Genomic DNA, 26,561 nt, shown 5'->3' with positions numbered 1-26,561 from the left:
ATACTCGCCACAATAAAGAACCTGAGCCCCTTCCCGCATCCCGAAAGCGCAGGACAGGCTCTAGGAACGAAACGGCGCGCCGCAGCTTTTCAGCCGGGCACGCCAGAAATTCCGAATGCTTGGGGAGACCTCACGATCTCCCGCACGCATCTCAGGCTTCAGCCGGAGCTTCTGCCGTGGTCTCTTCAACAACCGTCTCGACCGGCAGTTCTTCAGACGCACCGAAATCGGCACCCGAAGCAGCCATTTCAGCCGAGATACCATCGAGCACGGCCTGCGATACGAGGTCGCAATAGGTGGTGATGGCGCGGATGGCGTCGTCATTGCCCGGAATCGGGTAGGTCACGCCAGCCGGGTTGGAGTTGCTGTCGAGAACGGCAACAACCGGAATGCCAAGCTTGTTGGCTTCCTCAACCGCCAGCTTCTCCTTGTTCGTGTCGATCACGAACAGGATGTCCGGCAGGCCGCCCATTTCCTTGATGCCGCCGAGCGAACGCTCAAGCTTCTCGCGGTCACGGGTGATGTCGAGGATTTCCTTCTTCGTCAGACCATGCGTGTCACCGGAGAGCATCTCGTCGATCTGGCGCAGGCGCTTGATCGAACCCGTGATGGTCTTCCAGTTGGTCAGCATGCCGCCGAGCCAGCGATGGTTGACGTAGTACTGGCCGCAGCGGGTTGCTGCCTCAGCCACATGCTCGGCAGCAGCGCGCTTGGTGCCGACGAACAGCACGCGACCGCCACCGGCCACCGTGTTGCGAACGGCCTGTAGGGCGCGATCGAGCATCGGAACTGTCTGCTGCAGGTCGATGATGTGAACCTGGTTGCGGACACCGAACAGATACGGTGCCATCGCCGGGTTCCAGCGACGCGTGTGGTGACCAAAGTGAACGCCGGCTTCGAGCAGCTGACGCATGGTGAATTCAGGCATCGCCATGATGCAAATTCCTGTTCTTCTGGTTGTGCCTCCGTATGACATTGCGCGTTTTCACGGGCACCAGAGAGTCTGTCGTCATACGTGCGAATTGCCTCACTTCCCTGCCGACAGCGCCGTCAGAAAAGCCAGACGGGCGCGGTATCGCCTTTTTTGCGAAAAAAGGCAAGGCGCAAGCGCAATCGGATCCGATTGCGCAGATTTCTCATCCATAGATGATCTGAGAGGTTCGAAAGTCTCGGCTCTGTGGGAGGTTTGCTATTCCCTTTATCCGACGATGGCGAGGGCAGCTTAGAACGAAGCCCATACTCGGGTGATGAAGAGAGCCCCACTCAACGTAACGAGTAGCGAAATCAGTCACAGACGTGTTTCGTTCCGAGAATTCTGCGCCCTCCTGCCGTGATCCGAATCAGGCTCTGGCCTCTCTGGAAGGCGGCCAGTGCTGACAGATGTAACTTCATCCCGTCTTGATACTACCGGAAGAGCTGTCATCTGTCCGGCGGGGGGGCTATGTGGCGCGGCCGTACGCCCAGATCGTGCTGCTGCAATCAAAGGGACCCGACACGGCAACACATCATCACCGTTGAATGACACGTTACGGCCGAATTACTGCTCAGATTCACGCGACGTCACCGGATATTCCTGACCGAATAATACCCGATAATCTGCATAGGATATCGACAATGCACCGACCTGATGCAATGCCAGACCAATCGGGCCAGGATGTGTCTATGAGACCAGTAGTCGCCTATTTCGGAACACCGATTTCCTGAAAGATGGAAACCGAAACCTTTCCATCGTCAGCTTCGCAGTTTATCCGGGTTGCCGACTGGAATTTATCGGGAAGCTCGATGGTACAGGCGCCACGCGTCGGCCAATTGATACCAGGTTTCGACACAGAACCAGGCAGATCCCTGTGCAGTTGGGCCATCTTGTAGATGGGGAAAACACCATTTTCTCCTGTAGGGTTCCGGGGAAGATCTTTCTGACTGAAAAACGTGAAAATGTACTTGTCGAGCACGAAAGTGAATTCACTCCCGGAAGGGCTGTCAGAAATTAGATAGGATTTCTCACATTTCATGGAGTTATCCTCCATGTTCCGAGACGTAATCTTGATATGAACATCACAGGATCTGGCCAGATTTTTTTGCCAGATAAGCCCTTTGGTGGTTCTGGTGGCCTTCAGATACTCTTCGAAGCCTGCTTCCGGATTCGACTTGCCAGCGTTGAGGTGATTCAGAACATCACCCATCGTCGGAGCGGCTTGTACCTGGGCCAGCAGCAGAGGATAGGCAAGACATAAAGCAAAAAAGCGGCGCATGAAACAACTACCCTGGTCTCTGGGGAGATTTTGCCCCATTATTGCAAAAATAATAATCTATATCATGCATATTAGTAAATATCTACAATATATACTCCTGCGTCCGGCAGTAAGCTGATGCTGCTTGATATTGGGACACAAAAGTATTTTTTACAGATTATCCATATAATGGGCACATACGAGGCGCCAGATGCCGGAACAGGGGCAAGGCTCCTTATAGCAAGGTCAATGACGAGATCGACTAACGTGGAAAAGTACTGCTGTTTCCTCGGATTATGGCACAAACGCGCGCATGACCGTTTGCGGCGATGCCTCCGGACTCGTTACCGGAGACGTGTGAAGGGGTGAATAGGCATCATCACCCAACACAAAAATGACCACGCCGCTTGTGTTCAGTGCTTAAATCCCATCCGCCGGATCATGGATGCGGTCCGGAAGTGCTGTGGTCTCCGATGAAGTCAAACAAACAGGAACGATGACATCCGCGAGACACGGCGCCCGCTTGTGCGATCGAGATATAGGCAAGCGACCAGAGACGGCTCTACAAATGGTCGATACGTGACACACCCTGGATAGTGCGCAACTGCTCGCCCAATCGAGGCGTGACCGGGAAGTAACCGGTCAGGGTCACTTCCACAGCCTTGGTCTCGTCCACGGCGGGTACCAGCACAATCTTGCCGCGCCCCCTGCCCTGGCTGCTGAGAAGATCGCGCACCTTCGTCACCGCTGACGCTTCGCTGATCCATACGCGCATCTCCGAGCTTTCCTGAGCGGCTGCTTTTTCCAGATCCGTCACATCATTGGCCGTAATGCGTAATGCATCGCCCTCCAGCTTGAGATCGGCCGTGACCATCACGGCCTGACCAGCCACCAGCAGGTCGCGGCAACGCGACAGCACTTCCGAGAATAGCGTTACTTCGCAACCACCCGTTGCATCGGACAGGCGTACCCATGCCATTTTGCTACCGCTCTTGGTAGGGCGCTCCTTCTTGTCGACCACACAGCCCGCAATACGCACGCGATAGGACCCGTTTTCGGCAGCGGTCATGAGATTCTGGGATGTCAGCACATTGGCCCGCTTGAGGACCGAGCGATAGGCATCCAGCGGATGCGCCGACATGTGAAATCCGATCGCCTCGGCCTCGGCGGCCAGACGCTCGAACTCGGGCCAGTACTTGGCTTCGGCCAAACGCAGCTCCTCGGGCTCGGCCGAGGCACCGAACAGGCCGATCTGGCCGGAAGCCGCCTCCTGCGCATCGGATTGCGCACGGCGCATGATGATTTCCGAGCTGGCAAAAACGATATGACGCGGCTTGTCGAGGGAATCAAAAGCTCCCGCCTTCGCCAGATTTTCGATCTGGATCTTGTTGAGCTGCTTGGCATCACAACGTGCAGCCAGATCGGCAAGACTGGCAAAGGGCTTGTCGCCACGTGCCTCCACAATGGCCTGCATGGCCGAAAACCCGACGCGCTTGACCGCCGCCAAAGCATAGCGGATGGCCCAGCTTCCGTCCTCCTGCTTTTCGAGCGAGAAATCAGCCTTCGAACGGTTGATATCGACGGGAAGCACCTTGATTTTCATCCGGCGCGCTTCCTGACAGAGCGAGGCCAGCTTGTCCGTCTTTTCGCGGGCGAGCGACATGCATCCGGCAAGAAACGCCACCGGATGGTTCGCCTTCATCCAGGCCGTCTGATACGAGACAAGCGCATAGGCGGCGGCGTGGGATTTGTTGAATCCGTAATCGGCAAAACGCGCCATGAGGTCGAACACCTCGGCAGCCTTTTCAGGGGTGATCCCGCGTCCGGTCGCGCCTTTGACAAAGATCTCTCGCTGCGTGTCCATCTCGGCGCGGATCTTCTTGCCCATCGCACGACGCAAGAGATCGGCGCCGCCAAGGCTGTACCCGGCCATTTTCTGCGCGATCTGCATGACCTGTTCCTGATAGACCATGATGCCATAGGTCTCGGACAGGATATCGCGAATTTCCTCATGGGGCGGCTCCCATGAGGCACCGTGCTTGCGCGCGCAGTAATCGGGGATATTGGCCATCGGCCCCGGACGATAGAGCGCCACTGCCGCAATCAGGTCCTCAAGCCGCGTCGGGCGCATCTGCTTGAGAACGTCGCGCATGCCCGCGCCTTCGAACTGGAAGACGCCGCCCGCATCGCCACGGGCCAGCATGTCATAGGTGGGCGCGTCGTCCAGAGGCAGTGTGGCCAGATCGACCTCGATGCCCTGTTGCGCGATAAAATTGATCCCTCGCTTGAGAATGGTGAGCGTGGTCAGGCCGAGGAAGTCGAACTTTACCAGCCCGGCCTGCTCCACGAATTTCATGTTGTACTGTGTGACGAGCATATCGCTCTTGGGATCGCGATAGAGCGGCACAAGCTCGACCAGTTCCCGATCGCCGATCACAACACCTGCCGCGTGAGTTGACGCGTGGCGATAGAGCCCTTCGAGCTGCAACGCGATTTCCATCAGGCGGCGCAGTGCCTCGTCGTTCTCGCGCATTTCCTGCAGGCGCGGCTCGCCATCGATCGCCTGTTTAAGCGTGACAGGCTTGGCCGGATTGTTCGGGATCAGCTCCGCCACGCGGTTGACCATGCCAAAAGGCAGGCCGAGCACGCGCCCGACATCGCGCACGGCGGCGCGCGCCTGAAGCTTACCAAAGGTGATGATCTGCGCCACGCGCTCGCCACCATATTCGGTGCGCACGTATCGGATCACCTCGTCGCGCCGGTCCTGACAGAAATCGATATCGAAGTCAGGCATAGAGACGCGTTCGGGATTCAGGAATCGTTCGAACAGAAGGTTGAACGGCAGCGGATCGATATCGGTGATGGTGAGCGCCCAGGCCACGAGAGAGCCTGCCCCCGACCCACGCCCCGGCCCGACCGGAATATCATGTTCCTTCGCCCATTGGATGAAGTCGGCCACGATCAGGAAGTAACCGGGAAAGCCCATACGCCCGATGATGCCGAGTTCCATTTCCAGACGCTCCTCATAGCGTCTGCGTGTGTCGTCATCGGCCTTCATGCGGGACAGGCGCTGGCGTAACCCCTCTTCCGACATGGCCCGCAATGTCTCTTCCTCGGTCGCGCCCTCATTCACCTTGGGACAGACAGGCAGGAGCGGCGGACGGGTCGAGACCTTCACCGCGCAGCGCTGCGCGATCATGAGCGTGTTGTCACAGGCCTCCGGCAGATCGGCAAAAAGCGCACGCATGGCATCGGGAGATTTGAACCAGTGCTCCGGCGTGACCCGCCAGCGCTCCTGCTCGGCCATGGTGCGTCCCTGCGCAATGCAGAGCAACGCATCATGGGCTTCATGCATGGCCGGTTTGGAGAAGAAGCACTCGTTGGTGGCGACCAAAGGCAGGCCAAGGCGGTCAGCAGCGGCGATCATGCCGGGCTCAACGGCTTTCTCTTCAGGTAGACCATGGCGATGCAACTCGACAGCCATATGGGCGCCAAAGCTCTCCTGCAAACGGCGCAGCAGCGTCATGGCCTGATCTTCCTGCCCCTCGGCCAGCAGGCGGAACAATGGCCCACGCGTCCCGCCAGTCAGCAGAAAGAGCCCGTCCGCATGAGCGCAGAAAGTCTCAAGCAGAATGGCCGGGTCGGAAGGATCGCCCTTGAGGAATCCCTCGGAAGAGAGGAACTGCAGATTGGCAAGCCCCGCCTCATTACGGGCCAGCGCCACCATGGGCTCTGACGGGGCACCGGGCTTGTCGCTGCGCGATGGCAATGCGAGCTGGCAACCGATGATGGGCTGCACGCCTTTGCCCGTGCAGTACTGCGAGAATTCAAGCGCCCCGAAGAGATTGCCTGTATCGGTCAACGCCACGGCAGGCATGGCGGATTCAGCAGCCAGCGCCACCAGATCGGGTATGCGTATCGCCCCCTGGCTCAGCGAATAGGCAGAGTGATTACGAAGATGAACGAAGGAGGCATGGGACATGGGTCATGGTCTACCAGACCCGAACGCCCCCTTCATCTCTTTCTTGCGTTCACCATGAACCGAAATCGGCATTGTCGGACATGCTGTTCGATACGGCGTCTTTCCGTGCTGTACCGATGGCCCGCTCGACGATGCGCCCATCACGCAGGGTCACGACGCGATCCATACGCGATGCAAGCTCCTCGTTATGAGTTGCGATCAACGCGCCCACATTCTCGCTACGAACCGCATGCAGCAACTCGTCAAACACGGCATCGGAAGTATGCACATCCAGATTGCCAGTCGGTTCGTCAGCCAGAAGAAGCTTCGGTCGGTTGGCCAGAGCGCGGGCAATAGCCACGCGCTGCTTCTCTCCACCCGAGAGCTTGCCCGGCAGATTATGCAACCGATGCGCCAGCCCGAAACGCGTCAGAAGATCGGTCGCGCGTGATGTCGCATCGCGAGGGGAAACGCCCGCAATATGCTGGGGGAGCACCACATTCTCCAGTGCCGTGAACTCGGCGAGAAGGTGATGAAACTGATAAACGAAACCCACCTCGTCGCGTCGTATCTGCGTACGTGCCGTGTCCGACAAAGAGGCCGTGTCGTGCCCGGCAATGCGCACACTGCCCTCCTGCGGGGCTTCCAGCAGACCGGTGATATGAAGCAGTGTCGATTTGCCCGTACCGCTGGGCGCAACAAGAGCCACGATCTCTCCGGGGAACAGATCGAAAGACGCGCCCTTGAGGATTTCGAGCGTCTCTTCGCCGGAGCGAAAACGACGCGTGACGTCCTTCAGGGAAAGAACCGGAGCGGTTGCGGGGTTGGTCTCACTCATGGCGCAGCGCCTCGATCGGATCGGTCTTGGCAGCGCGCCAGGACGGGTAAAGCGTTGCGACGAAAGACAGGGCGAGCGCCATGACCATAACCTCAATGACCTGCGACCAGATCAGCTTGGCTGGCAGATGTTCGAGATAATAGAATTCCGGGTTGAACAGGCTGGTATGGGTCAGATGCTCCACACCGTGCTGGATGCGCTCGATGTTCAGGCAGAATACGACGCCGATCCCGAAACCAATCAGCGTGCCGGACACACCGACCGAGGCACCGCACATCAGGAAGATGCGCATGACAGCCCCCCGGCTGGCGCCCAATGTGCGCAGCACCGCGATATCGCGCGTCTTGTCCTTGACCATCATGATCATGGAAGAAATCACATTGAACGCTGCCACCAGAATGATCAGGGTGAGAATGAGGAACATCACGTTCTGCTGCACGGTCAGCGCACCCAGAAACGCGTTATTGCTCTGGGTCCAGTCCATCACGCGCAACCTTGGGTCATCCAGACGCTGGGCGATGGCGCGGGTGACAGGCGTAACCTCAAGCGGGTCACGCGTCGCCACCTGGATGAGCGATACCGCATCGGGCATCATCAGAAAACGCTGGGCCGACTCCAGCGGCATCAGGATGACACTGGTGTCGTAATCATTCACCCCGGCGTCGAACACCATGGCCACATGATAGGCCCTTATGCGCGGCATGGTCCCGAAAGGCGTGGCGCGGCCATTGGGCGAGAGCAGCGTGACCTTGCTGCCAACCGTCAGGCCGGCCCGGGCCGCCAGTGTCGTACCAACGGCAATCGCATCATCGCCCTGGAAATCAGCGAGTTTGCCGTCGGTGATATTATCGCTCAGGGCATGGAGATCGCGCAGGTCAGAGGGGATGATGCCACGCACGACGCCACCCGTGGAATAATTCCCGGCGTCGATCAGCACCGTCCCTTCCGCCATTGGCGTGACACGGGTGACGTTTTTGACCTCACGTATGGCGACCACATCATCCTGATAATTGGTGATGCTGTGCCCTGCGCTGAAAATGTTCAGATCGCCGTTCAGCCCGAGCACGCGGCCCATCAGATCGGCGCGAAACCCGTTCATGACCGCCATGACGATGATGAGGGTGGCGACCCCCAACGCAATGCCGATGAGCGAAAAAATCGCGATGATGGAAACGAAGCGTTCCCCGCGACGGGCGCGCAGATAGCGCCCCGCCACCACGCGCTCGAAGCGGTTGAACATGATCAGGCGGCGTCCTTGCCTGCTGCATCAGTGCCCAGCACCTTCGCAAGTGCTTCTTCCACTGTCAGCTCGAAGCGTTCGCCTGTCGCGCGACGCTTGAGTTCGACCTTGCCTTCCTTCGCACCGCGCGGGCCGACGATCATCTGCCAGGGATGGCCCATCAGATCGGCATCGTTGAACTTCACGCCGGCGCGCTCGCCGCGATCGTCATACAGGAATGCGTCGGGGGCTGCGGCATAGAGCTGCTCGCACAGCGCATCCACTGCTTCATCGCCAGGCTTGAGGCTCAGAATGGCAGCGCGATAGGGCGCGACCGAGTCCGGCCAGATGATCCCGGCCTCGTCATGGCTGGCTTCGATAATGGCGCCGACGAGGCGCGATACACCGATGCCGTATGAGCCCATTTCCGGGAAGAACTGGTTGCCATCAGCACCGCTGACCGAGATCCCCATGGATTCGGTATATTTGGTACCGAAATAGAAGATGTGACCGACTTCGATACCACGCCCTTCACGGCGACGGTCGGCAGGCACGTCTTCCCATGCCTTTTCGTCATGCATCTCGTCGGTCGCAGCATAAGATTTGGTTACGCCGTTGAAAAAGGACTCAAGGCTGGCATGGTCGGCAATGTCGACGGCCTCATGAAGCCAGTCCTGCTCCTCAAGCGCCGCGTCAAAGAACACGCCGCTCTCGCCTGTCGGTGCCAGCACGAGGAATTCATGGCTCAGATCGCCACCGATCGGTCCTGTATCGGCCTTCATGGGGACAGCCCGCACACCCAGACGCTGGAAGGTGCGCAGATAGGCCAGCATCATGCGACGATAAGCAGCAACAGCGTCCTCATAAGACGCATCGAAGGAATAGGCGTCCTTCATGAAGAACTCGCGACCGCGCATCACGCCAAAGCGCGGACGCAGTTCATCACGGAACTTCCATTGTACATGATACAGCGCTTGCGGCAGCTCACGATAGGATTTGATGACCTGACCGAAAAGATCGGTGATCATTTCCTCATTGGTCGGTCCGTAAAGCAGCTCGCGGTCCTGACGGTCGCGGATGCGTAGCATTTCGGGGCCGTAAGCGTCATAACGGCCAGAGCGCTTCCAGAGCTCGGAAGACTGGACGGTCGGCATCAGCAATTCCTGCGCGCCGATGGCATTCTGCTCTTCCCGCACGATCTGCTCGATATTGCGCAGCACGCGCAGACCCGCCGGCAGCCAGGCATAGATACCCGCCGACGTCTGACGCACAAGACCAGCGCGCAGCATCAGTCGATGCGAGGCAATCTGGGCCTCGGCAGGCACTTCTTTGAGGGTAGGCAGGAAACCGCGGGACAGACGCATCGTGTGTGACCGTTCTAGAAAAGAAAAGTGGCGCGCCTGTTATGGCGCGTTCGTGGCAGATGCTGCGGGATCAGACCCGCAGCAGATGGACATCGACCAGAGGACGCTTCTGCAGCTTGCGTCCCAGCGCGCGGCGCAGCGCCGTCTTGGCCGCATCGCGGAAGGCATCGTCGTCCTGACGCAGATCATCGGGGATCTCATCGATGGCATCGGCGAACTCTTCCGAGATGCGCGTGCTCTCGGGATCTTCGGATTCCAGCAGACCGGGCGCGCTGATCTTGGGCATGCCAATCACATAGCCCTCGTCATCGACCGCAAAGCTCGCAATGACCATGCCGTTGAACAGCATCTTGCGACGTGCGGCCAGCACGCCGCCGGTCATGGGCAGCAGACGCCCGCCATCGAGCGCCAGGCGACCCGTGGGGGCGGTATCCACCACCTCGGCGTGATCCGGGCCGAGGCGCAGCAGGTCACCGTCCTCAAGCAGGATCGCCTCGGCGCCGGTCTCGCGAGCGAGGGCTGCGTGAGCGGTCAGATGACGCCATTCACCATGCGTCGGCACGCTCAGTTTGGGCCGAACAAGGCTGTAGAGATGACGCAGATCGTCTGCCGTGGCATGGCCCGACACATGGACCAGATGGTCCTTGTCGGTCAGCACCGTGGCGCCGCGACGGGTGAGGTTGTCCTGCACCGCCATGACGGCCTGCTCGTTGCCGGGGATCATGCGTGAGGAATAGATGACCGTATCCCCCTCACCCAGCGAAATGTTCGGGTGAACATCCGAGGCAATGCGCGACAGCGCCGAGCGGGGTTCGCCCTGGCTGCCTGTGATGATCATCAGCAGGCGGTTATCCGGAACCGAATTCGCCTCGCGCTCGTCGAGGAAGGGCGGAATATCCTGCAGATAGCCGCATTCGCGAGCCGCAACCTCAAGATTGCGCAAAGAACGCCCGACCACCATCACCTGACGTCCGGCCGCCTTGGCTGCACGTGCGATGCTCTCGACACGCGCGACGTTACTGGCAAAACAGGTGATCGCGACACGGCCATGCAGTGTCTTGATCAGATCAGCCATGGAATCACGCACCTGACCTTCCGTACCGGAAATCCCGTCACGGAAGACGTTGGTACTGTCACACACCATGGCCAGAACGCCCTCGTCACCCACGGCCTTGAAGGCGTCGAGATCCGTCAGGGGGCCAACCACCGGCTCACGATCGAGCTTGAGGTCGCCGGTGTGTACAATTGTGCCGTAAGGCGTGCGCAGAACGAGCGACTGCGCCTCGGGCACCGAATGGGTGACATTGATGAATTGCAGATCGAACGGCCCGACTGCGAAATGCCCACCCATCGGGATGGTATGGATCGTCACCTGCGACAGCAGATGCGCTTCTCCCAGCTTGCGTCGAAGCACAGCGCTCGCGAAAGGCGTGGCATAGATCGGGCAGCGCAATTGCGGCCAGAGATGCGCGACAGCACCCAGATGGTCTTCATGCGCATGGGTGATCACAAGGCCGCACAGGCTCTTGTGCCGCTCGGCAATGAAGAGCGGGTCAGGCATGAGAATTTCGGCTTCAGGCGTATCATTGCCCGAAAAGCCGATACCGCAGTCAATGGCGAGCCACTTGCCGTCGAGGCAATAGAGATTGAAATTCATCCCGATCTCGCCCGTCCCGCCCAATGGCAGGAAGGCCAGACCTTTTTCAGTAATGCTCATAAATTAATCCTAGATAGAGACAAAAAAAATACACCTTCATCCTGGTGCCGGAATAAATTCGCCAGTGGCGTTGCGCGCAGCGAGCAAGCGCAGGCCATCCAGCGTGAGAGTTGGAGCTACATGCTGGAACAGATCTGTTCCCTCGGAAAAAAGCGGGGCCAGTCCCCCTGTCGCGATCACCTTGATCGGTGAGGCCATCTCAAGCGCGATGCGCGAGACGATCCCTTCCACCAGACCAACATAACCCCAGAAAAGACCCGAGCGCATAGCAACCGTCGTGCTGCGCCCAATGGCAGAAGATGGACGCCCGACACTGATACGGGGCAGACGCGCTGCTGCTTGATGCAGGGCCTCGAGCGAGAGATTGACCCCGGGTGCAATCGCACCCCCACAAAAGGCGCCCTCGCTATCCACCACATCGAATGTCGTCGCTGTGCCGAAATCGACCACCACCAGCGGACCGCCGAAGAAATGCTGTGCCGCCAGCCCGTTGAGCCGCCTGTCCACACCCACTTCGGCCGGGGTATCAACCTTGACGGGACATCCCCAGTCGAGTGCGTTATTGGCGATCAGGGGTTCGATATCGAGCCATTCGCGGCACAGACGGCGCAGATGGTAAAGCGCAGCTGGCACGACAGTGCCGATAATCGCACGCGATATCGCACGGTGATTAAGATTGGATAATTCGATCAGGCCGAGAAGCCAGACAGCGTATTCATCAGAGGTCCGCTGGTCATTCGTCGATATGCGCCAGGTGCCACGCCACTCCTTGCCGTCATGGACAGCAAAAACAATGTTCGTGTTACCAGCGTCGACAACGAGGAGCACAGACCGTCCTTCACCCAAGCAGTAGAATATCCCCCGCCGCGACTGTCTGAACCTCGTTCTGGTCGGTCTGCAAGACCAGCCGACCGCACTCATCGAGACCCGCGAAGAAACCCTCTATATAGTCTCCACCCCTCTGGACCGCAAGCCGCGAACCCGGCTCATGCGCCCGATCAAGCCAGGCCTGCCGAATGGGCGCAAAGCCCCGACGCTTCCAGAGATCGAACCAGAATGAGAAACACGTCAGTATCTGACGGGCAAGATCGGCAGGGCCGACCTGCCCGCCCAGCGCTGAGAGTGCGACCGTCTGACGCCCTGCAATATCCGGCGCCGTCTTCAGATTGGCGCCAATGCCGACGACAATCCACTCGGAACCGGTCGCACCGCCGCGCTCAATCAGCACGCCAGCCAGTTTGGCTCCATCGCTCAGAATATCGTTGGGCCATTTGATCCGCAGTGCCGCGGACGGCGCGCAGGCAGAGAGCGCGTCATAAAGCGCCACGGCAACCATGAACGGCATGGCCTGCACGAGGTCGTTTACCCGAGCATCACGACATATGAAGGAGAAAGATAGGTTTCCGCTAGGGGCATCCCATTGGCGCCCGCGCGTCCCTCGACCGGCCGTCTGACGGTAGGCAAGGACAGCTTTGCCGTGGGCGGCACCATTTTCCGCTTCGATTTTACAGAAATCGGAGGTGGAACCGAGTGTCTCATGGCACTCAAGGGTCCAGCTGAAGCCTGACTGGAAGCTCATCGATCTTCCAAAAGCTGAGGAATGGTGGGCGATGACGGGATTGAACCGCCGACCCTCTCGGTGTAAACGAGACGCTCTACCGCTGAGCTAATCGCCCTCAGGGCAGACGGTCGAATCGCCGCCTGCCGTGGGAGAGGGGATACGTTAACTTACGGCATCCTTCAAGCCCTTGCCGGGGCGGAAACGCACAGAAATTGACGCGGGAATGTCGATTTCTTCGCCAGTGCGCGGGTTACGCCCTTTGGCAGCCTTGCGTGTTGCCGTTGCGAACGATCCAAATCCGACCAGACGCACTTCCTGCTTGCGTGCGAGCGCCTCTTCGATGCTCGCAAACAGCGCCTCGACGACATCCCCGGCCTTCGCCTTGGGCAGATCGGTCTTTTCTGCAACCGCAGCAATGAGCTCCTGCTTGTTAAGCGGCTTTTCCATCTCGTATCCTCGCAGAGTTCCTGAATAACCGATCATCCGCCCACAGGCGGTGCTACAAGCAAGGCACTATGAAGGCGTTTTCCCTAACGTCAACAGGGCTGAGGCCCGCAAGCCGGGCGGTTTCACGCTTTGGCCCGCGCTGCGACTTTCCTGCCATGAATACGACAATGGCCGCCCCTTAGGGGCGGCCACCGCATTAGTCTGGTCAATCTGATGACGTGGGGAGGATCACGCCTCCCCCACCCTCAATGAGGCAGCTGGCTGGAGAGGTTGTCCTTCCCCAGTGCGGCCGGCACATCATCCTCTTCATCCCACTCGATTGCCTCGGGCGGCCGCACCAGTGCGGAAGCCAGAACCTGATCGACATGCGACACTGGAATGATCTTGAGCGCGTCCTTCACATTGGCCGGGATCTCGGCGAGATCCTTTTCATTATCCTTGGGGATAAAGACCGTCGTGATTCCGGCGCGTGTCGCCGCGAGCAGCTTTTCCTTAAGACCACCGATCTCGAGCACGCGTCCACGCAGGGTGATTTCTCCTGTCATCGCCACATCGCGACGGATCGGAATACCCGTCATGACGCTGACAATCGACGTTGCCATGGCGACACCGGCAGACGGACCGTCCTTGGGCGTTGCCCCTTCCGGAACATGCACATGAATGTCACGCTTCTCGAAGATCGTCGGCTTGATGCCAAAGGACTGGGCTCGCGAGCGCACATAGGAAATGGCTGCAGAAACACTCTCCTGCATCACCTCACCCAGCTTGCCCGTCGCCTTCACGTGTCCCTTGCCGGGCAGCATCACGCTCTCGATCGTCAGAATCTCGCCGCCGACTTCCGTCCAGGCAAGGCCAGACACCATGCCGACCAGATCCTCGCTCTCTGTCTCACCATGCTTGAAACGACGGATGCCGGAGAACTCGCCGAGATTTTCCGCCGTGACCGCAATGGTCTCGACCGAACTCGTCACGAGGCGCTTGACCACACGACGCGCAATCTTCGCGATTTCACGCTCCAGATTACGTACGCCGGCTTCACGCGTGTAATGCTGGATCAGGCTGCGCAGGGCGTCATCGCTGATCGACCACTCATGCGGCTTCAGATTATGTGCTTCCGCCTGCTTGCCGACCAGATGACGGCGCGCGATCTCGACCTTCTCATCTTCGGTATACCCCGACAGACGAATGATCTCCATGCGGTCCAGCAAAGGCTGGGGCATGTTGAGGCTGTTGGCCGTGGTCACGAACATTACGTCAGACAGGTCATAATCGACCTCGAGATAATGATCGTTGAACGTGCTGTTCTGCTCCGGATCCAGCACCTCAAGAAGCGCGGAAGAAGGGTCGCCGCGCCAGTCGGAGCCCATCTTGTCGATTTCGTCCAGCAGGAATAGCGGGTTCGACGTCTTGGCTTTCTTCATGCCCTGAACGATCTTGCCCGGCATCGAGCCGATATAGGTACGACGATGCCCGCGAATTTCGGACTCATCGTGCACGCCACCCAGCGACATGCGCACATACTGACGGCCCGTTGCTTTCGCAATCGACCGCGCCAGCGAGGTCTTGCCCACGCCCGGCGGCCCTACGAGACACAGGATCGGCCCCTTGAGCTTCTGCGAGCGCGTCTGGACCGCGAGATATTCAAGGATGCGTTCCTTGACCTTCTCAAGACCATAATGCTCAGATTCGAGCACTTCCTCTGCCGCGGCAAAGTCGCGCGAGACCTTCGAGCGCTTCTTCCAGGGAATGGACAGGATCCAGTCGAGGTAGTTGCGCACCACAGTCGATTCAGCCGACATTGGGCTCATGCCGCGCAGCTTGCGCAGTTCGCCAATGGCCTTCTCGCGGGCTTCCTTGCTCAGGCGGGTCTTGGCGATGCGCTCTTCGATTTCAGCCGTTTCATCACGGCCGTCCTCACCCTCACCCAGCTCCTTCTGAATCGCCTTGAGCTGTTCGTTCAGATAATATTCACGTTGGGTCTTTTCCATCTGCCGCTTGACGCGGTTACGGATTTTCTTCTCGACCTGCAGGACGCCAATTTCCTGCTCCATGTGAGCGAAAACCTGCTCCAGCCGCTTGCTGACGGAATTGCCCTGCAGGATTTCCTGCTTCTCGGCAATTTTCAGGTTCAGATGACTCGCAATCGTATCGGCCAGCTTCGAGAGATCCTCGATCTGGTTAAGCGACACCATGACTTCAGGCGCAATCTTTTTGTTGAGCTTGATATACTGCTCGAACTGCGAGATCGCGGTGCGACCAAGCGCCTCCGCCTCGCTGCCCGTCTCAACCTCGTCCTGCACGTCCTCGATCTCGGCCTCGAAATGGCCGTCCACATCATGAAATTCCTTGATGCGGGCACGGCGGATGCCTTCGACAAGAACCTTTACGGTGCCGTCGGGCAGTTTCAGTAGCTGCAGGATCGTGGAAACGGTGCCGAAACGATAGATATCCTCGGCCGGCGGATCATCCTGGGAGGCGTTCTTCTGGGCAACAAGCAGGATCTGCTTGCTGTCACGCGTGACAGCCTCAAGCGCACGGACGGATTTCTCGCGCCCGACGAAAAGCGGCACGATCATGTGGGGGAAAACAACGATATCGCGCAGAGGCAGGACAGCGATCGTCTCGACCGGCTTTGTCTTGGCTTTGGCCTCTTCTGCCTTTGCTGCGGTGTTCAGCTTGCTCACCGCAGTTTTCCTCTTTTTTTCAGTCATGAAATCCTGATCTCCTTGAGGACGATCTCGATGCGGCCACCCGTAAGTCTGGCGTGGCCGGCATCGCATCTTTGCTGCCTGAAAAGGCAGTATCCCCTTTATGTGAGGATGAAGGGCTGGTGCGGCAAGCCAGCCCCGGAGTTTTTACCTAATTGACTCAGGCAGATTGTTCAGCGGGCTCTGCAGACTTGCCCTTGCCGTAGACATACACGGGCGCAGCACGGTTCTCGGCAACATCCTTGTTGATGACGACCTCTTCCACGCCATCAAGGCCCGGAAGATCGAACATGGTGCCGAGCAGGATGGCTTCCATGATCGAGCGCAATCCACGCGCACCGGTTTTGCGGGCAATGGCGCGCTGGGCAATCTGCACCAGGGCATCATCGGTGAAGGTCAGTGCCACGCCTTCCATCTGGAACAGGCGCTGATACTGCTTGACCAGCGCATTCTTGGGCTTCGAGAGAATAGCGACCAGCGTCTCCTCGTCGAGATCCTCAAGCGTCGCGACAACCGGCAGACGACCGATGAATTCCGGGATCAGACCGAATTTCAGCAGATCTTCAGGCTCGACGTCATGAAGCACGGCGCCCAGACGACGATCATCGGGATTCTGCACATCAGCCCCGAAGCCAATGCCCGAACCCTTGCCACGGGCAGAAATGATCTTGTCCAGCCCCGCGAATGCGCCACCGCAGATGAAGAGCATGTTCGTGGTATCCACCTGCAGGAACTCCTGCTGCGGATGCTTGCGTCCACCCTGCGGAGGAACAGAAGCCACGGTCCCTTCCATCAGCTTCAGCAGCGCCTGCTGCACACCCTCACCGCTCACATCGCGGGTGATCGAGGGATTGTCCGACTTGCGGGAGATCTTGTCGATCTCGTCGATGTAGACAATGCCGCGCTGAGCCCGCTCGACATTGTAGTCGGCGGCCTGCAGGAGCTTGAGGATGATGTTCTCGACATCCTCGCCCACATAACCAGCTTCGGTCAGGGTTGTGGCGTCGGCCATGGTGAACGGCACGTCGAGAATACGTGCAAGCGTCTGTGCCAGAAGCGTCTTGCCCGAACCGGTCGGGCCGATGAGCATGATATTGGACTTTGCAATCTCGATATCATTGCTCTTCTGGGCATGGGCCAGACGCTTGTAATGGTTGTGCACAGCCACAGACAGCGCACGCTTGGCAATGAACTGACCGATCACGTAGTCATCGAGAACCTTGCAGATCTCTTTCGGGGTTGGCACCCCGTCACGTGACTTTACGAGATGCGTCTTGTGCTCTTCACGGATGATATCCATGCACAGCTCAACGCATTCATCACAGATGAAAACGGTTGGACCGGCAATCAGCTTGCGCACCTCGTGCTGCGACTTGCCGCAGAACGAGCAATACAGGGTGTTTTTCGAATCGCCGGTCTTGTTATTCATCGCTGCTCCTCCTCCCCGATCCGGCGCATCAGCGATGACGCCCCGACAGGGGGAACTTCAAACTTAGGCCAGGCGACAGAAGCCCGGCAAGCCCCTCCGGCAAGAGGCAATAATTGGATACCTGGAGGCAATCACAGGACAGGATTGCCCGTTCGCCGCGTAGGGCCCGGCAGGAGGGCCGGACCTCGCAACCGGAGAGCACAAGGGCTTTAGCCCGGCTCGGCAACACTCTTGGGGCGTGCCTGAACAACCTCATCGACCAGACCGAAAGCCTTCGCTTCATCTGCCGAGAGGTAGGAATCACGCTCAAGCTTCTGCTCAATCTCCTCAAGCGTACGACCGGTGTGATGACGGTAGATCTCGTTGAGGCGCTTGCGGATTTCAAGAATCTCACGGGCCTGGATCTCGATATCCGATGCCTGGCCCTGAGCGCCGCCTGAAGGCTGATGCACCATGACGCGGGCATTGGGGAGGCAGAACCGACGTCCCTTCTCACCGGCTGCAAGCAGCAGCGAACCCATCGATGCCGCCTGACCGATGCACACCGTGCTTACGGGGCAGCGGATGTACTGCATCGTGTCGTACATCGCGAGGCCGGCTGAAACCACACCACCGGGGCTGTTGATGTAGAACGAGATTTCCTTGCTCGGATTGACGCTCTCCAGATAGAGAAGCTGAGCCGAGATGACAGCGGCCACCTGGTCGTAAACCGGACCTGTCAGGAAGATGATCCGCTCCTGAAGCAGGCGGGAATAGATATCGAAAGCGCGTTCGCCGCGTGACGTCTGCTCGACGACCATCGGTACGAGCGCGTTGTTGAAGATCTCGACAGGATCGCGATCCCTCATGGCCATTTCCGTTCCTAACTGGCACCGGCCCCATCAGGGCCGGTGTGTGACTTCTCTCATCTTGGTATGGCCACCATGAACGCCTAGAGCCCGTCCGTCAAAAAACGAACGGACTCCAGACATTTCGGCGCGAATCAGACGATCAGAGATCGGCAGGCGGGATCTCTGCCAGCTCTTCCGGCGTGACTTCCTTCTCGGTGACCTTGGCCAGCTCGATCAGATAATCGACAACCTTGTTCTCGAGAATCGGGCCACGGAGACCATCGGCTGCCTGCGGGTTCTTGCTGAAGAACTCGAAAACGGCCTGCTCCTGACCGGGGTAGCGCATGGCTTCCTGACGGACAGCCTGCATCAGTTCCTCACGGGTTACCGTGATTTCCTTGGTGCGGCCGATTTCTGCCAGCAGCAGACCCAGCTTCACGCGACGCTCGGCAATCTTGCGGTAATCGGCGCGCAGGGTCTCTTCGTCCTTGCCCGCGTCTTCCTCATCCATCTCACCCGAAGCGCGATCCTGCTCGACGCGCTGCCAGATCTGGCCGAACTCGCTCTCGACCATGCTCTCGGGCGCTTCGAAATCGGTCTTGCCCGACAGGGCGTCCAGCAGCTCGCGCTTGATGCGCAGACGCGACAGCTGGCCGTATTCGCCCTCAGCCTGCTTGACGATGATGTCACGCACCTGAGCGATGTTCTCGAAGCCGATCTTCTTGGCCAGCTCGTCATCAAGCGCCGGATCAATCGGGGTCTTGAGCGCATTCGCCTTGATGTCGAAGGTTGCTTCCTTGCCAGCCAGTTCCTTGGCCTGATACTCGGCGGGGAACGTGACCGTAATCACCTTTTCTTCGCCAGCCTTCATGCCTTCGAGCTGCTCGGCGAAGCCAGGGATGAAGCCGTCACCACCGATCTCGACATTGACGTCCTGCGCCGTGCCACCGTCGAAGGGCGTGCCATCGAGCTTGCCTACGAAATCGCAGTTCACAACGTCACCCGTGCGGGCGGCGCGATCTTCCTCGATCGTCTCGAAGCTGCGCTGACGCTTTGCCAGCTCGGCCAGAGCCTTGTCGATGGTCTCGTCGCTCGGCTTGGCCGTCAGGCGGGTCAGTTCGAGACCCGACAGATCCGGCACGGCGATTTCGGGCAGGACTTCCAGCTCGATCTTGAAAACGAGATCGCCTTCGCCTTCACCACCGGAAACCAGTTCGACCTTGGGCTGCACGGCAGGGCGCAGCTTGTTGTCTTCCAGAACCTTGTTGGTGGAGTCGTTGACAGCCTGCTCCATGATCTCGCCGTTCAGGGCGGCGCCATAGCGCTGCTTAACGAGCGATGCGGGCACCTTGCCGGGGCGGAAGCCGGGCAGATTGATCGTGCGGCCGAGCTCGGCGAGACGAGCGGCACGTCGCGCCTCCAGATCGCCAGCCGGCACAGTGACGGTAAAGCCGCGCTTCAGACCTTCGGATTGCGTTTGGGTAACCTGCATCTGTCAGGCGATCCTCTATTGACCGGGTTGCCATCGGGGCCCCGCGCCCGGCTTCATCGCAGCACAGGCAAGGCAGGAAGCCCCGACTAAGGAGAAAATTTTTTGGTACGGGCGGAGGGACTTGAACCCCCACGACTTGCGCCACCAGAACCTAAATCTGGCGTGTCTGCCAATTCCACCACGCCCGCACACTCGGATCAGAGTAAACTGAGCCGTCAAGCGCGCCGCTTTACAGCAAGATCAATCTTTTCACAAGACGGGGTGCTTCACGCCATGCCCATAAGCTTTCACACCTGCCCGTGCGCAGCGGCATGAAGGGCGATTGCCAGCGCCCGCGCATCACCGAGATGAGTATCCAGCGCCTCGACAACAGGCCAGTTGCCAGCCTTCATCCCTGCCTCGCCATGCAGCCAGGCCCCGGCACAGCTGGCTTCCCAGGCCGGCATACCTGCCGCCAGCATCGTGGCAATCACACCGGCCAGCGTGTCTCCAGAGCCTGCCGTGGCCAGTGCAGGACTCGCATGATCGTTGAGCATCACCCGCCCATCCGGCGCCGCGATAATGCTCACAGCCCCTTTGAGAAGCACCACGCAATCGAGCTTTTCCGCCGCAGCACGCGCGGCCCCGGCCAGATCACTGCCGGGCGCACCGAATAACTTGGTAAATTCTCCGATATGGGGCGTGATGACCGACACGCCGCGCAGCTTTTCCGGAACGCCATCGGCCCAACCAAGCGCTCCGGCATCCGCAAGAACGATACGACCTGCGCGGAGCAGGCTCGGCAATGCCGCTTCCACTTCCTCAGGCGTCAGCCCCGGTCCGCAGAGCCACACCTCGCGCCGTTCATCCTCAAGCAACGCCGGTAGCGGCGCATCGTCGACCACCAGTCCGGGCGCGCCCAGGCGATAAGCCTGCGCGGCTTTGCCAGCACTGATCCGCACAAGCCCAGCCCCACTGGCCCGCGCACCCGCTGCCGCGAGACGTGTGGCGCCGGGCATGACCGCCCCACCACAAAGACTCACCACGCCGCGACTATATTTGTGATCATCCGGCGACATGGCCGGAATGGCCCAGAGCGCAGGATGGTTGAGCCACATGTCTGGTGCGGCGTGCGCCACGCAATCTTCCGGCATGCCGATATCCGCACAGATCACCTCCCCGCAGATCGATCGCGCAGGATAGAGCACGTGTCCCGGTTTGGGCCGCACGAACGTGACACTCATGAGGTAATCCGGCACATCGCGAGAGGCATCTTCACTGACCAGCAATTCACCAGTACGGCCGTTGACAAAGCTCGGCAGATCGATCGCCACCAGCTTTTTCGCGCTGGCCAGCACGGTCATCACATCGTCCGATGGCGCCCGATCAAGCCCGGCCCCAAAAACAGCATCGACCACCAGATCGGCGCGAGCCGCACTCTCCCGATCAAAAGCGACATGCCTGCCATGAAAGCGCGCCGCTGCCTGAGCAGCTACGGTGCCTGCCCGAGGTGCGGCCAGTGCCGCGACCTGAACCGGCCACCCGGCGCGCTCGAGATAGCGCGCCGCCACATAGCCATCGCCTCCATTATTGCCCGGCCCACACAGGACCAAAACACGGCACGGGGCGAACCGCGTCTTGACGGCCTGCGCTACTGCCCAACCAGCGCGCTCCATCAACGCCTCGATGCCGATACTATGGCTCGCCATGTCATCCATTGCGGCACACTGGGCAGGGTCCGGCAGGCAGAAACGTAGCGGCAAGGCTGTCATGAATTCACTCCACTGTTGATGATTTCGCGCATACTGCTAGGGAACGTCGCAGCAACCCCGTGTATTCATGATGCCGCCCTTTTGAGGGCTGGTTCATGCGCGAACCGACCCGTTATGGAGCCCCCATGTCGAACCCGTTTCTCTGGAGCCTCGTTCTCGCCATCCATCTGTTGTGCATGGCGTACTGGATTGGCGGCGGTCTCTATGCAGCCATTGTGAGCCGCAGCACCGTGGCCCTTTTGGAGCCCGCACAGCGCCAGAACGTCCAGATGCAGCTCATCGCGCGTTATTTCCGTACCCTGCTGCACATCATCCCTACTGCGCTAGTGACGGGATGGCTGCTTGTCATTCATACGGGCGGCTTTGCGAATATGAGCCTGCCAATCAACCTCATGCAGGGTCTTGCGCTTGTTATGGCGCTGATTTTCGTGAGCGCTTATCTCGGCCCGTTCCAGAGCCTCCGCCGCGCCATCCGCCCGCAGCCTGCCCTGTTCAACAAGGTCCGTCAGCGCGTGATCATTATGGTTGGTGTTGGTGTCCTGACCGTGCTTTGCGCGGCCATGGGCGGAAACATGTAAACAGGGACTGACGTTGCCACGCCCCGGCTGCTAGGGGCTGGCAGCGGCAGGCGGAATGAGAGACACGCAAAATACCCCGTAAAATCTTGCCTTTTGCCTGATTTCGCGATAACGCACAGGCAATTGGCCAGCATTACGGGCTGACCTGTTTGAGAATATGCAGCGCCACGGCACCGCATTATTTCTGGACCTCCAAAGTTATCAGAGAGCAGTTTGACCGCAAAATCGACCGCAGGTTCTGCAAAGACCTCCACCACACGCAAGAAACGTTCCACCTCAAAGACGGAACAATCCGTGATGGAGGCCGTGGCTGACACACAGCCGCGCAACAGCGAACCCGAGGCCTCGATTGCGTCGCCCGTCGCAAAGGCTGCACGCAAGACAAAGACGACGGCAGCGCGCCCGACCAAGGCACGCGCCACGAAGGCGACTACAGCGGAAACCGCTCCGGAGACCGAGATCAACGCGGCGGACTCCGCTACCACCAAGATCCCGGCCAAAGCAAAATCCACGACGCGCAAGGCGAGCAAACCCGCAACTGCAGGCAGCAAGGCAGACGAGCCGAAATCCGCTGGCCGTCGTTCTTCGCGCGGCAAGGAGGCCAGCGCGACAGAGATCGAGACCGTCGTGACCGCTCCTGCCGATGCGAGCCCGGAAGTACCCGTCTCGCCCGAGCAGCCTGCAAAGCGCAGGCCGGGTCGCCCACGCAAGACAGCTGCCGCGGTAGAAATTGCAGAGAGCGACGTCAAAAGCGACAGCACGGCAGCACCGGTTGAGAAGCCACGCCGCGGCAGGAAGCCCGCTGCGTCCAAACAGGAAGAAGCGGTTGCAGAGGCCGTTACACCTGTCACGAACGAGCCCAAGCCTCGTGCTGGCCGTCCCTCACGTCGCAACAGCGCCCCCAGCACAACCCCGGCAGAAACACGCAGCCGCGCTGTGAAAAAAGCCGCCGAGAAGGCTGCTGCGCAGGATAACGCGCCAGTCGTGAGCAGCACCACGGTTGCTGAACCCGAGGCCTCTACCTCCGCAATATCTGAAGCTGAGGCACAAAGCGACAGCCGTGCGACGCGCTCGCGCCGTCGGCGCGGTGGCAGGAACGCGGCCCGTAAGGCTTCGGCTGATGCATCGCCTGCTGACGCTACGACAGAATCGCAGGATACCCAGCCTGCGAGCACGACCGAGGCAGCCAAGGCCGATCCGGCACTGCAAGCCATCATTGATGCGCCCAAGCCGCTCTTCTCCGAGCTTGGCCTCTCTGCACCGATCATGCGTGCCATCGAGGAAATGGGGTACGAGCACCCAACCCCGATTCAGGCACGCGCCATTCCGGTCGTCTTGAGCGGACAGGATGTGCTGGGTGTCGCCCAGACAGGCACCGGCAAGACAGCGTCCTTCACACTGCCCATGCTGGAGAAGCTCGCAGGCTCGCGCGCCCGCGCCCGCATGCCGCGTTCTCTCATTCTGGAACCGACGCGCGAGCTTGCGCTGCAGGTTGCCGAAAACCTCACACTCTATGGCAAGCATCTGCGGCTCAACCATGCCCTGCTGATTGGTGGCGAGAGCATGGCCGACCAGCGTGCGGTACTTAATCAGGGCGTCGACATCCTGATCGCTACGCCGGGTCGCCTGATGGATCTTTTCGATCGTGGCGGGCTGCTCCTGACCCAGACCGGTATCCTCGTCATCGACGAGGCGGATCGTATGCTGGATATGGGGTTCATTCCCGATATCACGCGCATTGTCTCCATGCTGCCCGTGCGCCGTCAGACCCTGCTGTTCTCGGCGACGATGGCCCCGGAAATCCGCACCCTGGCCGATCAGTTCCTGCATCTGCCTGAGGAAATCACGGTTTCCCGTCCCTCATCGGTTGCCACGACTATTGAGGAAGCGCTGCTCGTCGTTGATGAACACGACAAGCGTCGCGTCCTGCGCAAGCTGCTGCGTCGCGAAAACGTGCAAAACGCCATCGTGTTCTGCAACCGCAAGCGCGATGTGGATGTGCTTTACAAATCGCTGCACAAGCACGGCTTCGCGGTTGGGCACCTGCATGGCGATCTGGCGCAGTCGCTGCGCTTCAAGACGCTGGAACGCTTCAAGGCTGGCGAATTGCAGATTCTCGTCTGTTCCGACGTCGCGGCTCGCGGCATCGATATCGGCGGATTGTCGCATGTCTTTAATTTTGACCTGCCCTTCAATGCCGAGGACTATATTCATCGCATTGGTCGCACGGGACGTGCGGGCAAGACAGGTCATGCCTTCAGCCTGGCCTCACCTCGCCAGAAGCTTCTGGCTGAGGGTATCGAGAAGCTGAAGCACGCGCCGATTCCGATGGTCGAAATCGAGGGTATTGAAACTCTCCCCTGGGCCGATCCGGAGCAGGAAGGCGGGCAGCATGAACGACGCGAGCGGCGCGGGAAGGATCGCGGCGGTCGCCAGAACCGCCACGGCGAAAACCGTGACCGTGACCGTGACCGTGACCGTGACCGTGACCGTGACCGTGACCGTGACCGTGACCGTGACCGTGACCGGGCTGCTGCGTCCGAACCGGCGCGTCAAGCATCGCGCCCGAAGCAGGATGCTACGATCGAGCGTCACTCTGGTGAGCATGCGAGCGCCGACCGTGGTTCCGTTGCGCCGACGAACGCCTTCGATCACGACGCACCGCGCACTGGCTTCGGCCATGAGACCCCGGCCTTCATGCTCCTGCCGCGTCGCAACCGCCGGGTCGAGAGTGAGGATCAGGTCGGCCCGATCCAGCATCGCGGTACTGTCTGAGCGATCATGGCGTCCCTGATTGATACAACCGTTCTCTCCTACGGGGCGAACGGCGACGGGCTTGTCCTTATCGATGACAAGCCCGCCTATATTCCGCAAGCTGTCCCCGGTGACCGCCTGAAGCTGCGTGTTGGCAGTGATCGGCATATCGAGGTGCTCGATATCGAGAGTGCTTCAGCCAATCGCGTTGCCCCTGTCTGTGCGCTGTTTGACAGCTGCGGCGGCTGCTCCATGCAGACAACCGCCCTGCCAGCTCTTCTTGAATGGAAGACAGGTCTCGTTGCGCATGCGTTGCAGCGTGCAGGCTTCGACAATCTGCCCCGTATCGAGGCCATGCAGGTGCCGGTTGAAAGCCGACGCCGCATCGATCTGGCGTTCCAGCGCCTGCCCGGTCGGATTATCCTTGGGCTGCATCGCCGCCATGGCGATGTCGTGGATATGACCGAGTGTCATGTCATCGATCCTGCCCTTTTTGCTCTGCTCGCTCCTTTGCGCGAGGTTCTTGGCTCACTCGGCGCCGTCACAGGCGGGGGTGATCTGCAGATCAATCTCTACAGCTCCGGACCCGATATTCTGCTTTCGACGGACGCGGCGCTTGTCCCGACCGATCGGGGGAAGCTCGCCAATTTCGGCAAGAGACATAAGATCCCGCGTATCTCATGGCGCTCGAAACGCCGCCCGAATGACGGCTATGAAATCGTTGCCCAACAGGGCCCGGTTTTTCATGAATTTGGCAGCGTGAAGCTTACACCGCCCCCTGGCGGCTTTCTGCAGGCTAGCGCCCAAAGCGAGACCGCCATCGCCGAGGCCGTTCTCGCTGCACTGCCTGCGCTGAACCGCCGCGACCCTATCGTCGAGTTGTTTGCTGGTTTCGGCACATTAACCGTCCCCCTCGCCCAGAAGGGCCGCGTCCTCGCCTATGAAGGCCACTTCGAGGCCATTGCTGCGCTAAAATCGGGGGCGATTGGCCAGCGCATCGAGACAACGCATCGCGATCTGACGCGCCAACCGCTTATTGCGAAAGAGTTCGAAAAGGCGCGAGTCGTCGTTCTGGATCCACCTCACGCAGGTGCGCTGATCCAGATGGATCATATCGCGCGGTCCAAGGTCGAGGACATCATCTATGTCAGCTGCAACCCGCAGGCGCTGAGCAAGGATTCGGCGCTCCTAAAAAAGGCGGGTTACGAGGTGCTGTCGATCGCGGTTATCGACCAGTTCCTCTGGTCGACCGAGGTTGAAGCCGTTGTCGCCTTTACCAGAAGCAAGAAGCGGCTTTCACGTCGTCAGACGTGAAAGCTTTCACCACAGCCGCAACGGCCCTTCTCATTCGGATTGGTAAAGGTGAAGCCAGATTCGAGATCCTTGACCTCGTAATCCATCACCGTACCAATCAGAAACAGTGTCGCCTTGCGATCGATCAGCACATCTACCCCGTGATCGGTAACGCGCTCATCACCGGGTGACACGCTCTCCACAAAGCTCATGTCATAAGACATGCCTGAACAGCCACGCGTGTTCACGCCAATACGCAAAAGCTGGCCCTTGTTTGCGCCCTCATAGAGCTTCTTCAGCCGTGCGGCAGCGCGCTCCGTCATCTGCATCAGGGGCGGCAGGGCGCGCTTCACCGGTGCCGGGGCGGTTGTCGTATCGCTCATGGTTC

At 59.7% G+C, this 26,561-nt stretch carries 19 protein-coding genes and 2 tRNA genes; 3 read left to right on the top strand and 18 right to left on the bottom strand.

Annotation, left to right across the window (positions count from 1 at the left end):
* Nucleotides 1–151: 151 nt before the first annotated feature.
* The 17 genes from rpsB to ED655_RS06410 all read right to left on the bottom strand — a co-directional run bounded on the left by rpsB (nt 152) and on the right by ED655_RS06410 (nt 21,548).
* Nucleotides 152–934, bottom strand: a complete 783-nt coding sequence (gene rpsB, locus ED655_RS06490) for a 30S ribosomal protein S2 (protein ID WP_035439212.1) — start codon at nt 932–934, stop codon at nt 152–154.
* Nucleotides 935–1,679: 745 nt separating this feature from the next.
* The gene (locus tag ED655_RS06485) at nt 1,680–2,252 is read right to left on the bottom strand and encodes a hypothetical protein (RefSeq protein ID WP_122049453.1); all 573 of its coding nucleotides are present in this window, start codon (nt 2,250–2,252) and stop codon (nt 1,680–1,682) included.
* Between the two features lie 541 nt (nt 2,253–2,793).
* Nucleotides 2,794–6,213, bottom strand: a complete 3,420-nt coding sequence (gene dnaE, locus ED655_RS06480) for a DNA polymerase III subunit alpha (protein WP_122049452.1) — start codon at nt 6,211–6,213, stop codon at nt 2,794–2,796.
* A gap of 49 nt (nt 6,214–6,262) precedes the next feature.
* On the bottom strand, nt 6,263–7,030 hold the full coding sequence (locus ED655_RS06475) for an ABC transporter ATP-binding protein (RefSeq protein ID WP_122049451.1): 768 nt from the start codon (nt 7,028–7,030) through the stop codon (nt 6,263–6,265).
* On the bottom strand, nt 7,023–8,270 hold the full coding sequence (locus ED655_RS06470; protein WP_122049450.1) for a lipoprotein-releasing ABC transporter permease subunit: 1,248 nt from the start codon (nt 8,268–8,270) through the stop codon (nt 7,023–7,025). Before ED655_RS06470 ends, ED655_RS06475 begins: the two co-directional genes overlap by 8 nt.
* 2 nt (nt 8,271–8,272) lie before the next feature.
* Nucleotides 8,273–9,613 carry a proline--tRNA ligase gene (gene proS, locus ED655_RS06465; RefSeq protein WP_122049449.1) on the bottom strand — a complete coding sequence of 447 codons (1,341 nt, stop codon included), beginning with the start codon at nt 9,611–9,613 and terminating at the stop codon, nt 8,273–8,275.
* A 70-nt stretch (nt 9,614–9,683) separates the two neighbouring features.
* Entirely contained in the window at nt 9,684–11,330 is a 1,647-nt protein-coding gene (locus ED655_RS06460; RefSeq protein WP_122049448.1) for a ribonuclease J, read from the bottom strand.
* 36 nt (nt 11,331–11,366) lie between these two features.
* Nucleotides 11,367–12,158 (bottom strand): type III pantothenate kinase, encoded by a 792-nt coding sequence (locus ED655_RS06455; protein WP_023977489.1) that lies wholly within the window; start codon nt 12,156–12,158, stop codon nt 11,367–11,369.
* Between the two features lie 10 nt (nt 12,159–12,168).
* Nucleotides 12,169–12,909 carry a biotin--[acetyl-CoA-carboxylase] ligase gene (locus ED655_RS06450; RefSeq protein ID WP_122049447.1) on the bottom strand — a complete coding sequence of 247 codons (741 nt, stop codon included), beginning with the start codon at nt 12,907–12,909 and terminating at the stop codon, nt 12,169–12,171.
* 22 nt (nt 12,910–12,931) lie between these two features.
* A tRNA-Val gene (locus ED655_RS06445) sits at nt 12,932–13,006 on the bottom strand.
* A gap of 47 nt (nt 13,007–13,053) precedes the next feature.
* Nucleotides 13,054–13,338: an HU family DNA-binding protein gene (locus tag ED655_RS06440; RefSeq protein WP_122049446.1), complete on the bottom strand. Its 285-nt coding sequence runs from the start codon at nt 13,336–13,338 to the stop codon at nt 13,054–13,056.
* A gap of 245 nt (nt 13,339–13,583) precedes the next feature.
* A complete protein-coding gene (gene lon, locus ED655_RS06435; protein ID WP_122049445.1) occupies nt 13,584–16,049 on the bottom strand; it encodes an endopeptidase La in 2,466 nt (821 codons plus the stop codon).
* Nucleotides 16,050–16,206: 157 nt separating this feature from the next.
* Entirely contained in the window at nt 16,207–17,475 is a 1,269-nt protein-coding gene (gene clpX / locus ED655_RS06430) for an ATP-dependent Clp protease ATP-binding subunit ClpX (RefSeq protein WP_122049444.1), read from the bottom strand.
* A 209-nt stretch (nt 17,476–17,684) separates the two neighbouring features.
* Nucleotides 17,685–18,323: an ATP-dependent Clp protease proteolytic subunit gene (locus ED655_RS06425; protein ID WP_023977494.1), complete on the bottom strand. Its 639-nt coding sequence runs from the start codon at nt 18,321–18,323 to the stop codon at nt 17,685–17,687.
* 142 nt (nt 18,324–18,465) lie between these two features.
* Nucleotides 18,466–19,797 carry a trigger factor gene (tig, locus tag ED655_RS06420; protein WP_122049443.1) on the bottom strand — a complete coding sequence of 444 codons (1,332 nt, stop codon included), beginning with the start codon at nt 19,795–19,797 and terminating at the stop codon, nt 18,466–18,468.
* Nucleotides 19,798–19,900: 103 nt separating this feature from the next.
* Nucleotides 19,901–19,985, bottom strand: a tRNA-Leu gene (locus ED655_RS06415).
* Nucleotides 19,986–20,084: 99 nt separating this feature from the next.
* Nucleotides 20,085–21,548 (bottom strand): NAD(P)H-hydrate dehydratase, encoded by a 1,464-nt coding sequence (locus ED655_RS06410; protein WP_122049442.1) that lies wholly within the window; start codon nt 21,546–21,548, stop codon nt 20,085–20,087.
* A gap of 125 nt (nt 21,549–21,673) precedes the next feature.
* Between ED655_RS06410 and ED655_RS06405 the strand changes: the two genes are divergently transcribed.
* From ED655_RS06405 to ED655_RS06395, 3 genes are all read left to right on the top strand, one after another.
* Nucleotides 21,674–22,126, top strand: coding sequence for a hypothetical protein (locus tag ED655_RS06405; protein WP_062165726.1), 453 nt, complete (start codon nt 21,674–21,676; stop codon nt 22,124–22,126).
* 306 nt (nt 22,127–22,432) lie between these two features.
* A complete protein-coding gene (locus tag ED655_RS16045) occupies nt 22,433–24,901 on the top strand; it encodes a DEAD/DEAH box helicase (protein ID WP_408735651.1) in 2,469 nt (822 codons plus the stop codon).
* 6 nt (nt 24,902–24,907) lie between these two features.
* Nucleotides 24,908–26,194 (top strand): class I SAM-dependent RNA methyltransferase, encoded by a 1,287-nt coding sequence (locus ED655_RS06395; RefSeq protein WP_122049440.1) that lies wholly within the window; start codon nt 24,908–24,910, stop codon nt 26,192–26,194.
* Here the strand turns inward: ED655_RS06395 and ED655_RS06390 are convergent.
* Entirely contained in the window at nt 26,185–26,556 is a 372-nt protein-coding gene (locus tag ED655_RS06390) for a HesB/IscA family protein (RefSeq protein ID WP_122049439.1), read from the bottom strand. The two genes, ED655_RS06395 and ED655_RS06390, sit on opposite strands and share 10 nt — an antisense overlap.
* Between the last annotated feature and the right edge of the window lie 5 nt (nt 26,557–26,561).

The organism is Asaia bogorensis, from assembly GCF_900465345.1.
In the GTDB taxonomy this organism is placed as follows: Bacteria; Pseudomonadota; Alphaproteobacteria; order Acetobacterales; family Acetobacteraceae; genus Asaia; species Asaia bogorensis_A.
This window is presented reverse-complemented; position numbering and strand designations above follow the sequence as displayed.